The sequence below is a fragment of the Caballeronia sp. genome, assembly GCF_049581465.1.
In the GTDB taxonomy this organism is placed as follows: domain Bacteria; phylum Pseudomonadota; class Gammaproteobacteria; order Burkholderiales; family Burkholderiaceae; genus Caballeronia.
The window spans coordinates 1-10,754 of the sequence record NZ_JBAUSA010000712.1 but is presented as its reverse complement, the minus strand read 5'-3'; the positions used below and the strand labels follow the sequence as shown (position 1 = coordinate 10,754).

At 57.0% G+C, this 10,754-nt stretch carries 7 protein-coding genes and 1 pseudogene; 5 read left to right on the top strand and 3 right to left on the bottom strand.

The genetic code is table 11. The annotated features are described in order from the left end of the window. Positions 1-617: 617 nt before the first annotated feature. From WCA53_RS17520 to WCA53_RS17510, 3 genes are all read left to right on the top strand, one after another. A complete protein-coding gene (locus WCA53_RS17520; protein ID WP_423913143.1) occupies positions 618-3,614 on the top strand; it encodes a hypothetical protein in 2,997 nt (998 codons plus the stop codon). Positions 3,615-3,708: 94 nt separating this feature from the next. Beyond that, positions 3,709-4,233 (top strand): 2OG-Fe(II) oxygenase, encoded by a 525-nt coding sequence (locus tag WCA53_RS17515; protein ID WP_423913139.1) that lies wholly within the window; start codon positions 3,709-3,711, stop codon positions 4,231-4,233. Continuing rightward, on the top strand, positions 4,230-5,189 hold the full coding sequence (locus tag WCA53_RS17510) for a hypothetical protein (RefSeq protein WP_423913135.1): 960 nt from the start codon (positions 4,230-4,232) through the stop codon (positions 5,187-5,189). Before WCA53_RS17515 ends, WCA53_RS17510 begins: the two co-directional genes overlap by 4 nt. 70 nt (positions 5,190-5,259) lie before the next feature. On the opposite strand, the pseudogene WCA53_RS17505 reads toward WCA53_RS17510, so the two are convergent. Together WCA53_RS17505 and WCA53_RS17500 are read right to left on the bottom strand one after the other, a co-directional pair. Beyond that, a pseudogene (locus tag WCA53_RS17505) lies at positions 5,260-5,373 on the bottom strand (IS6 family transposase); the annotation flags it as partial. 246 nt (positions 5,374-5,619) lie between these two features. Continuing rightward, a complete protein-coding gene (locus WCA53_RS17500; RefSeq protein ID WP_423913130.1) occupies positions 5,620-6,507 on the bottom strand; it encodes a LysR substrate-binding domain-containing protein in 888 nt (295 codons plus the stop codon). A 476-nt stretch (positions 6,508-6,983) separates the two neighbouring features. Between WCA53_RS17500 and ampC the strand changes: the two genes are divergently transcribed. Continuing rightward, on the top strand, positions 6,984-8,171 hold the full coding sequence (gene ampC, locus WCA53_RS17495; protein WP_423913145.1) for a class C beta-lactamase: 1,188 nt from the start codon (positions 6,984-6,986) through the stop codon (positions 8,169-8,171). A 673-nt stretch (positions 8,172-8,844) separates the two neighbouring features. Beyond that, positions 8,845-9,267 carry a RidA family protein gene (locus WCA53_RS17490; RefSeq protein ID WP_423913127.1) on the top strand — a complete coding sequence of 141 codons (423 nt, stop codon included), beginning with the start codon at positions 8,845-8,847 and terminating at the stop codon, positions 9,265-9,267. 166 nt (positions 9,268-9,433) lie between these two features. On the opposite strand, the gene WCA53_RS17485 is transcribed toward WCA53_RS17490, so the two are convergent. Further along, positions 9,434-10,522, bottom strand: coding sequence for an alpha/beta hydrolase family protein (locus tag WCA53_RS17485; protein ID WP_423913124.1), 1,089 nt, complete (start codon positions 10,520-10,522; stop codon positions 9,434-9,436). Positions 10,523-10,754: the final 232 nt, after the last annotated feature.

Here is a 10,754-nt window from a genome sequence, read left to right as displayed (position 1 = left end):
CCCTTGAGCAGCCGAACGCAACGGCTACGCATGACATGGCCACGCGATTCGGTCTTTTTCACCACATACCGAAAGCGCCGGGACGCCCCCCGTTTGCCTCGACGCCGGCTGAGTTCAAGAAGACGCTGGATTTTCACGCCGCTCTGACGGCACTTGGCTCGTATCCCTCCCTGCTTCGCGCGCTGGGCCTGGTCTTCGATCTGGAAGTGGACTCGTCGCTCTGCCCGGATTCACCCGTCGGAGGCGCTTACGGCTCGATCGCCGCTTCGCAGGTCACTGCCGGTTTCAAGTGGAAGATCGCCCCGACATTTAATCTCAACGCAACTTCCTATTGGCTCGACAAGGATACATTCTGTGCGGCGCCAGCTGCCGCGCCTCCTGCTCAGACCACTGGTAGTTATCCGCCCGGCGATGTTTTCAAGGGCTTCCTCGCCTTGTCGTTTGATGACTTCTACCTGTCCCAGGTCGACCTTGACGGAGCCCTCCTGAAAGCGCTCGGACTCGCAGACAACGTTCAGAACATGACGCAACTGGATGCATTGGACGAAGTGGAGCAAACGCTGCCCGCGCTGCGCTCGGGTGGCATTTCGCTGATGGCGGACGGGCGTGCCCTGCAGTTGCTTCAGGCGCTGCATGCCAACCTGGGGTTCAACGACGCGCTCGCAAACGGGGGCGCCGCGCCCAGACCCTACAACGCGCAGGATGTCGTAAGAGGTTACCGCATTGACATCTGGTCCTCGGCCACCAAGGCCTGGCGCTCGCTACATGAGCGCAGCGCGACGTATAGATTCGGCCCCGATGGCAAGCTCGCGTTATCGGTGGACGAGGAAGGCTTCACACAACTCGCGGTGGCCCAGCCCGCCGATGACCCCACGCGCAAGCCGGACAAATTCGCACAACACAACAATATTCCTCCCTATTCGACGAACGTGTACGTTCACGAGCGGGTCGCGCGATGGGACGGATGGAGCCTCAGCGTCTCCCGGCCGGGCAAGGCGCTGAACCGCAACGCCGATCCGGCCAAGGCCCTCGATCCGGACCCGAGCGTCAACCAGCCGATTACGCCGTTTAAGATGACCGCTGCGTTTAAGGTCAAGCAGGCTTCGTTGCCGCAGTTGCGCTTCGGAAAAGCGAGCTATCGCGTCCGCGCACGAGTCGTCGACCTCGCGGGCAACAGCCTGCCACTCGCAGCTCCAGTTGCAGATCCGTTCGTCGTCCCCGCGCACGGCGTCCAGATGAAGTATTTGCGTTTCGAGCCGGTGTCACATCCTTTTGTTGTCCTGCAGCAGCTGCCCCAACAAGGCGGATCGCTGGAACGCCTCGTCATTCGTTCCAACAATACGAGCCTAGCGCAGGACACCACACCAACCAATCAAACCGATCAGCGTCACATCGCACCGCCCCGGGTCGCGGAACGGCTTATTGAGCAGCACGGATTATTCGATGTCGCGGGAAAGATTGACGGAGCCGCAGCAACATACAACGAGATAACGCAGCGGGATGGATTTGTTATCCCGACAGTCAGTGATCCTAAACTCGGCAATACGCCACTCGTCGCGGGTCCCACTTTCGATGTCGGATATTTCCCGGATCCGCTCGCCCGTGGCGCCGCCCTGCGCAATCTTCCGAACACGCCGAACGACACCGACGGCCGCATCGGCTCGAATGGGTTGACCTATTCGACGCTGCCGGAAGTGGATGCCCGCCCCGGCTCCGTTACGTTCATTGACTTCGGCTCGCAGCCCTGGCCCAACGCCTCTGCTTTCCGACTGCTCCTCATGGAAGGCAATCAGCCGCCCTCATGGGATGCGAGTTCGCGTGTCTTGACCGTTTCTCTACCCAAAAGCTACGTCGTTCAGGTGCCGTTAAGCAGCTATCTTCTGCCGCCGGATCTCGACATCATGGGCGTATGGGGCTGGATTCAAGAGTTTTTCGAGGCCCGGAAAGCGGCTGACACGCAGGATTCTTTTGCCAACCAGTCGTTCACGGAGGGCAGCCTGGACGTTGCAGAGGTCACGCGTCTCGTGCTCGAGGGCGGGCACGAAATGATCACCCCCCAACGCACGCTGACGCTCGTCCACGCAGTGCAGCAGCCGCTCGGCGAGCCGAATTTCGTTCAACTTCCCGTGGTGCACGATGCCGCGGCACCGATTTTCGCCTCGGCCCTGCGCAACAATTTCACGCCGATTACCGCCTGGAGGGCGCACGAATCGCACGTCGCCGCCCTCCTCGGCGCAATGCAGATTCATGGGCGCAGCAGTTCCAAACTCGATCTGAGCGCCCGCTGGCTCGACGTCGTCGACGATCCCGCCCAGCCAGGTCCAACTGAGTCAGTCCAAGCTCAGATCGTTGAAACTTTGGACCTTTCGGCCCTCGACTTCTCCTCGTCCAATCCGGTTTCGATCTATTCCGATGCGACTCAGACTCGAATAGTCGCTGTATATATTCCGTCTGTGGATGTCCTCTGGTTCGCGGGACCGCAGGACGTCCTCGAAGGCGTGTCGAATCCATCATCCACTGTTGCCTCATCCCCCTTGCACCGATTCGACGACACGAAGCATCGTTGGATCGTGTACAGCGCCACCGCGACTTCGCGTTTTCAGGAATATTTTCCGCAGAAAGGTCTCGACTTCACGCGGACGGGCCCGACTCTCGTGGTCGATGTACCCAGTTCAGCCCGTCCGGCGGCGCCCGAAATCGACTATGTGATACCCGTGTTCGGTTGGGACAATCAGGAAACCACCAACGTCAAGACTACGATTCGCTACGGCAACGGGTTGCGCGTGTATCTTAATCGCGGCTGGTACTCGTCTGGACAGGATGAGCAACTGGGCGTCGTCCTGTGGTCTGCCTCCACCGCGGCGCCTGATTACACCACACGGGAAACGAACAAAGGTCTGTTTACAGAATGGGGTGTAGATCCGATCTGGGGGAACGGAACCCTGACGATCGAGGATGTCCCAAGCCTGTTTAATTTCCCCAACGCGACCGCAAGTGCGAGCGGACTGACGATCGCGGAATCGATGCTCACATTCGATGTCGCCGCGCACAACGTAGCCTACGACTCCGGAAGGCAACTCTGGTACTGCGATATCCAGATCTCGAATCTGTTCACCTACTCGCCGTTCCTCCGCCTGGCCCTCGCCCGCTATCAGTCGCACTCGATTCAGGGAGTCGAACTCTCTCCGATCGCTCTGGCCGACTTCGTTCAGCTTGCGGCCGATCGGTCTGCCGTCCTCAGCATCAATCCGGGCGATCCGCGAAACGCCCGGCTGTTCGTGGGAGGCCTGGCGCCGGTGGGTCCGATCGCTTCATCCCTCAAGATCAGTATCGAGAAGCGAGCCAGCAATATTTCAAGCGACCTCGACTGGACCGCAGCGGCAGCATCAGACGTGACGGTCACCGAAGACGCGCCTCCGCCTTTGGAACCCAGCACGGTCTTGTGGTCCGGCTCAATCCGGTTCGCGAAACCGCCTTCACCCGGCCGGTTTCGAGTTGTCATCCGAGAGTTTGAAAACATAGCCATGGACGCCGCTTCGCAGGTGATTACCGATCCGCCGTCCGTGGGTCAGCGGCTTGTGTATGCCGCGATTATTCCGTATGACTTCCGTTAATTCCATGGCAGACGTTTGGCAGTACTCTACTCCGCTAGTCGTCCTGGATGAATTCCTTGTCGCCCAGGAATGGGCAGGCCTGCTTCAGTACACATTGAGGCACGGCGACGAGTTCGCTCAATCCGGCGTTCTCGATGCCGGCGGTGGCAGCAGAACCGACGACTCCTACAGGCGCTCGCAGGTTTTGTATGATCTGCAAGCCTGTCAAGCGTTGTTCGTCGATCGCATCTCGAGCTATCTGCCGCACGTGCTCGCCCGGCTGCGCCAGCCGCCGTTTCCGATTTCGCACTTCGAAGTTCAGTTGACCGCGACAAACGATGGCCAATTTTTTAAAACGCACCGGGACGACGATGCCGATACCGTGCGGACGCGCGTGATTTCGTTCACCTATTACTTCTTCCGTGAGCCGAAAGGCTTCGACGGAGGAGCGCTTCGCGTTTACGATACGCAAGTGGACCGGAACGGGAATGTGAGTGCCGGCGACTTTCAGACGATCTATCCGTCTCAGAACCAAATGCTTTTCTTCCCTAGCCACTGCTTCCATGAAGTCCTGCCCGTTCACTCCTCGGGCGACTTTGCCGACAGCCGCTTCACGGTTAACGGTTGGGTGCACAGATGACGCCGTACGGACTCCCTTCCGAGCTTTATCACTGCCTGCTCGATGAGCAGCCGTACTATCTCGCGCCACCTTGGCTGATGCAAAACGAGGAGTTGCTCGGCACAGTTGTGGTCAATCCTTCGTGCTGGTTCGCGTGGGATGGACCTTTGCCGCCCGATATGGCCGCCCGGGTCGATTTCAGTGACAACTTCTATTCGACTGTGCGGATGGTGTGGGTTGAAGATCCCGGTACTCTAGCAATCTGGCCGTTCTGGGTGGGCGACGAATATTTCGAGTATTTGTCGCGTATGACGCCGGGATCGGTGTTTGAAGACGACCTTCCCGTGCACGTGCGCTGGGTTTTGAGCGAGGCGAACATTCTGGTACCGGCGAACCACCTCGGACAGAGACGGCGGGAATGGCGTAACCGGTCCCTTGCCTACGCAAGGGACTTCGAGAAGGGATACGTTGCGGTTCCCGATCTGATCCACCCCTTCCACGTGGGTGCTCTACGCAGATACTATCGCTGTCGGACGCGGCAGGGATACTATCTCTTCGGCGACGATCAGGTCCGTCGGCGCTTCGCCGCCCACGACGAAGAGATCGCGCGGTTTTTTCACGCGCAACTGACCCACGCAATCAGCGACATTGCAGGCGCTGCGCTAAAACCGTCTTACGCGTATTTCGTGTCGTACCTTAGCGGCGCGGAGTTGGAGGAACACGTCGACCGCGAGCAATGCGATTACAGCATTTCGGCGTGCATTGACGCCTCCCCGGAGCCTCACGCCGAGTCGCCATGGCCGATAAAGGTAGGAAGCGGTGACGATAAGATTGAGATCTACCAGCGTCTTGGCGACGCTCTCGTCTATCGCGGCTGCCAGGTGTCGCACTCACGGGACCGCCTTCCCGGAGGATTCACCTCCACAGCTCTGCTGCTCCACTATGTAGACGACTCATTCACAGGCAAGTTGTCTTGATTGGAGATGCGACTGGGTTCTGTCGCGGTAAGGAAAGCGGGTCAAGCAGAGATGCCATGCGCAGGATTGCTTATGAAACCAACGAATAAAACTGCTTGGCGGCAGACAGCGAGGTTCTGCCCGAACATTTCTCCTGTCCTTTCTTGATCATGTGCATCGATTCGATGCCACCCAGGATGCGACGTTAGCGGCGAAGGCAGCCATCGCTCTGACATGCCTCATATCATTCAGATTGCTCACCTGTCACCTCATCGAACCTGGACCGTTTATCGACGTACGTTTAAGGCAGCATTGCCTCGAACTCCAGCACAACCGTGAACAAGTCGGCCACCAGCCCCTGCCTGTCGCATTTCCACGTCAAGCTGAGTAATCTCTGGGAATCAGACTTTGAAACTGACGTTTTCGTACTCTATGGCGAAACGTGGCCCGTTTAATCGGGCGTTTCGTTGGCCGCTTCCGCGAGAATCCAGGTACGGAACAATTCCGTGGCGGGCGACATGCGCCTCGATTTCAGCCATGTCAGCCAGTAGCTGCCCGTTCTCACTTCCGTATTGAAGGGGCTAACGAGCAATTCCGCATGAAGTTCCCGAGCGAACATCAGAGGCGGAGCCAGCGCTATACCCGCACCTTGTACCGCGGCTTCCACCATTAACCGTGACGAGTCAAAAACCGGACCGTTCACCGGCCATGGCTCGAGTCCAGCTGCGCTAAACCAGCCGATCCATTCGTCGGTGCGATACGAACGAAGCAATGTCTCCTTCGCCAGGTCTTGCGGCGCGGAAAGCCTTCTCGCAATATCGGGTGCGCAAAGCACGGTAAGCGGAGCATCGAGCAACATGACATTGTGCGTCGCAGGCCAAGTGCCGTCGCCGAAGCGAATTGCAAAGTCCAGTCCCTCGGCGGCCGGATCGACCAGATTGTTGTGGGTCAACAGCCGCAGTTCCACAAAGGGATGCCTCTCGCGAAATGATTTGAGCCGTGGCAGCAGCCAGCCGACTGCGAAGGTCCCGACCACGCCAATCGTAAGCACTTCGTGGAAATGCCCGCCCTCGAATTGCTTCAGCACGCCCTCGATGCGACCGAATGCATCGGTCAATACCGGAAGAAGCGCGCGGCTCTCGTCGGTCATACCCAACCCGCGCGGTAGCCGTTTGAACAGGGTGGTCCCGAGCCGTTCTTCGAGCATTCGAACCTGCTGGCTGACGGCCGCCTGCGTCACATGGAGTTCCAGTGCGGCGCGCGTAAAGCTCAGGTGTCGTGCCGACGCTTCGAACGCGCGCAGGGCGTTCAGTGGGAGATGAGGACGGATGGAATTCATGACATAAGTTTTTCTTTACCCAAACAGAAATTATGCTCGCTTGCAGACAATTCGCGAAGCGACGATATTCTCGTCTCCGCTTAAGCCATGGATCCCTCGGACTATCAGCCGTGAACGCCCTGCCGATGGCCCGAATTCTTGACGGAAGGAACCATCGTGAAAACATATTTTTCTGCTCCCGTCATTCTGGGCGCCTTGGCGCGACAGTCATCGCACCTGGGTGTCCACACCAGGGAAACCATTTAACGTCCCTCTTCCTAAGTAATCGGAAACCGCGCGCTCTGCCTTGCTCCAAACGCCGCAGGCTCGATTGAGCGTCAGCCGGGCAGCACAGGATGCCTGGCTTGTTTCGCTTGATCGGCCGCCAGGCGCCGCGTTGCTTGAATGCGACCTGGCAAACCGGGATTCATCTTTCGACTGAACCAAACGAGACCCTTTCTCATCCTATATTCACGTTGTTTGACTACGGAGTTTTCATGCGTCCCGGTTTTTTTACGAAATTACTAACTTCCACCTTGGTGTCTTCATTTTTTCTCGCGTCCAGCACATTTTCAGAAGGCGTAAATAAACAACCAGAAATCTCCGCCGTGGTTGACGGCGCAATCCGTCCTTTGATGGAGGAATACGGAATTCCAGGTATGGCGGTCGCGGTAACTATCAACGGAGAGAGTTACTTTTTCAACTACGGTGTGGCGTCACTCGAAACACAGCGGCCGATTACAAACGAAACTCTGTTTGAGATTGGATCGGATAGCAAAACATTTACGGCAACATTGGCTTCGTACGCGCAGGTCAATGGCAAGCTTTCGTTGTCCGACAGCGCCAGCAAATATTTGCCATCCCTGCGAGGCAGCAGCTTTGATAACGTCAGCCTGCTAAATCTTGGTACGCATACTTCCGGCGGCCTCCCGTTGCAAGTGCCCGACACCATCCACAATACCGATCAGCTGATGGATTATTTCCGGAACTGGCGGCCAACTTATGCCGCCGGCACACACAGAGCCTACTCGAATCCAGGCATCGGCATGCTCGGCATGATTGCTGCGCGAAGCATGAATGAGTCTTTTGACGACGCGATTGAAAAAACGTTATTTCCCATGCTTGGAATGACGCACAGCTATATCAATGTGCCTTCGCACCAAATGAAGGATTACGCGCAAGGCTACACCAAGCAGGGGACCCCGATCAGGCTGAACGCCGGGGTGCTGTCCTCGGAAGCCTATGGAGTGAAATCGAGCACGGCGGACATGGTCCGATTTGTTGCAGCCAACATGCAGATGATAAAAATTGACAGCAAGTTGCAACGGGCGATCAACGAAACCCACACCGGATATTTCGGCTCGGGCGAAATAACGCAAGACCTCATTTGGGAACAATACCCCTATCCCGTGGAACTGAAACAGGTTTTGGCAGGTAATTCTGACGCGATGATCTATCAGGCTACGGAAGCAGACGCGTTAACCCCTCCGCTACCGCCACAAGAAAATGTGCTGATTAACAAAACCGGATCAACCAATGGCTTTGCGTCTTACCTTGCCTTTATTCCCGCTAAAAAATTGGGGATTGTGTTACTTGCAAATAAAAATTACCCCATTGCTCCAAGGGTAACGGCTGCATATCAAATACTGGCCCGACTTGGCAGCGGGCTCAGTCTGCAGGATTGATTAGCAGTGCTTTTAACTGAGCGCCCGTTCCTCAGATCATGTTCTCTCCGGCAGGCAGTCGCAACAAGCTTGGTCGCGCGCCGCGTGCGCGACCAAGCTCGCAAGATCGCCCAGCCCCTTGCAGGCATCATGTCCGGATGGTGCTCCCGATCGCAGCAGCGATGGCACGCGCAGTTTCGTCGCCAAGTGGCGACTTGCTGCGTTAAGACTGCGGCTCTCCGCGACTGCCTTGAAAAGACAAATGTCGTCGATGTTTCTCACGTGGCAGCCCATTCTTCCATAAATCAGAATCCGGATTTTTTGACTATCCAAAAGGAAGTAAATGGGCTAAGCTGAAAGCGTTATGAAAGTTTTTGGCTTGATGTGTGTTTCGCACTGCCTACAGAATAGCCATATACCGTAGTACTTACTATACGGGGTCCTCTATCGTCTGTGAAAATTCTATAAATGAGTGTCGTTGACGAAATCAGATTCGACTTTCTTCAGCATTGTCGAACCATTCTGGGCTCACGGCTGCAGCAACCCTGACACTTGACAAATATGTCGCAGAAATGGATGTCTACCTCCTTTTCTGCACGGCAATTTCGACTTAATGTAGCCGAGGAGAGTCGATGATTTTGTGATATATAAGCAGTCCTTTTAATCCCTATTTGTTTACACCTACTTGGTTATTATGTCTACATCTCAAAATCTTCTTACCCGTATTTACGCAACTCCCGAGTCTGCCAGGATTCCTGGAGTTCCTGATGGAGTTATAGTAGAGAAAGGCCGTCAAGTCTATCTGTCAGGTCACGTTCCCATGAACGATGAAGGAAAGATTCTGCCTCCAGATTTCCGCACTCAAGTAACTCAAGTGTTCGAAAATTTGAAGCGCACCATGAAGCATGCTGGCATTGAACCGCATAATCTTGTACGAATTACGATTTACGTGTGCGATCTCAAACCAGAATATCTGGCGATTATCCGCGATGTTCGCAGCCTGATTATTGACCCTGCAAACCCTCCGGCAAGCACGCTGATTGGCGTGGAATCACTTTTTAATCCCGATGTAAGATTCGAAGTGGATTTGATCGCCGTTATTTCTGACGCCAATTAAAATAAATGCTCCTACGGGAGCATTTATTACACACAGGACGTGTGCCCGCAAAGCCGTCACCCATGAAGGGGGGATGGATATATTCAGACTGCAAGCGGATGGCACGTGGTCAATCATCCGCTTCATCTCATTTGACTTCGTGCCACATTAGCCGTGTCCGTTCGCGCTAACGCTGAGGGTTGCTCGCGAAGTTCAATTCGGCATCGAAAAAACCCACCGCCGCGTTGCCAATGTGCTCATGCAATGCGGCACGGTCCACCCCCGCTGCATCAACGCACGCCTCCGGCCAGGTATCCCGGCCGTCCTGATCGCACTCGTTCACGAAGATCTCGTGATCGACCGCGCCGGGCATCACGTCGAGTTGCGCATGGGCGGCGTAACGGGCCGCGAATTCGGCGTTGTCCGCCGGCGGCGCCTGCGTGTCCCTCGCGCCGACAATGATATATGCCGGCACCTTCAGTTCTCTCAGCCCGGCTTTGTCCATGCCGAAGCCCTGCACGTCCCCAGGAGCCATCGCGAACACCGCCTTCACGCGGCTATCGTGCACCTTGAGCGCGGGAGCGGGATCGAGCGGCAGATCGTGGCGCAACGAGGCAGGCACGAGCGCGTCGTTCTTCCAGCGCCGCAAATAGGCGCTATACCGCTCGGCATCGACCGTCGCACCGCCGATCCAGAGCGAGGTGAAGCCGCCTTGCGAATGGCCCGCCACGCCGATTCGGCCGGGATCGATATGCGGACCCCACACGGGATCGCTCAAGAGAAACGTGATGTCCTTGCTGATATCCAGCGGACGCTGCCACAACTTGCTGCGTGTGTACATGATGGTCGCGTCATAGGTATTCGCGCGGTAGTGAAAGAGCGTGGCCACCACATACCCGCGCGCAGCCAGATACTCCGCGAACCACGCGTAATAGAGCCCGTTGCTGCCATGCCCATGCGAAAACATCACGAGCGGACGCTTCACGCCGTCGGCCACGATTGGCGCATTCGCGTACAGGTGCAGGTTGGTGAAGAACGGCATGCGCAGCGCCATCGCGCCGCTCGCAACGGAGGCCGGATAGAACAGCGTGAGGGAAAGCACGCGACCGCCGTCGCCCGTATCCACGTACTCGAGCTGCTTCATGCCGACCTGGTATTGCGCAGGAACCGGCCCGCTCTGTGCGAAAGCCGTGAACGACCCGAGCATCGCGCAGATCGCGGACCAACGCATGGCTCGACGAACGACACTTCGTAGTGCAACCAGATTCGTATCCATTTTTCACTGCCTCCCGAGCTTCAACGCGCGGCCCCCGTTATGCCTCCACACCTGGCGCCACAATTTCCCCACCGGAACCGTCCCTGACGCGCGCCCCGGTCCGCTGTCTCATCACGTGCGAAAACGCCCGCCTTTCACGCTCGATGCCGAAGGCTGTCTTGCGCCCGACGCGCGAACGCTATCGCGCCCTGTTCTTTCGCGAGCGCGAGCGCCTCACCAAGCTGCCTTGCCC

Coding starts and splice junctions, on each gene's coding strand:
- WCA53_RS17510 (WP_423913135.1), top strand. CDS start 4,230: ATGACGCCGTACGGACTCCCTTCCGAGCTTTATCACTGCCTGCTCGAT.
- WCA53_RS17500 (WP_423913130.1), bottom strand. CDS start 6,507: ATGAATTCCATCCGTCCTCATCTCCCACTGAACGCCCTGCGCGCGTTC.
- ampC (WP_423913145.1), top strand. CDS start 6,984: ATGCGTCCCGGTTTTTTTACGAAATTACTAACTTCCACCTTGGTGTCT.
- WCA53_RS17490 (WP_423913127.1), top strand. CDS start 8,845: ATGTCTACATCTCAAAATCTTCTTACCCGTATTTACGCAACTCCCGAG.
- WCA53_RS17485 (WP_423913124.1), bottom strand. CDS start 10,522: ATGGATACGAATCTGGTTGCACTACGAAGTGTCGTTCGTCGAGCCATG.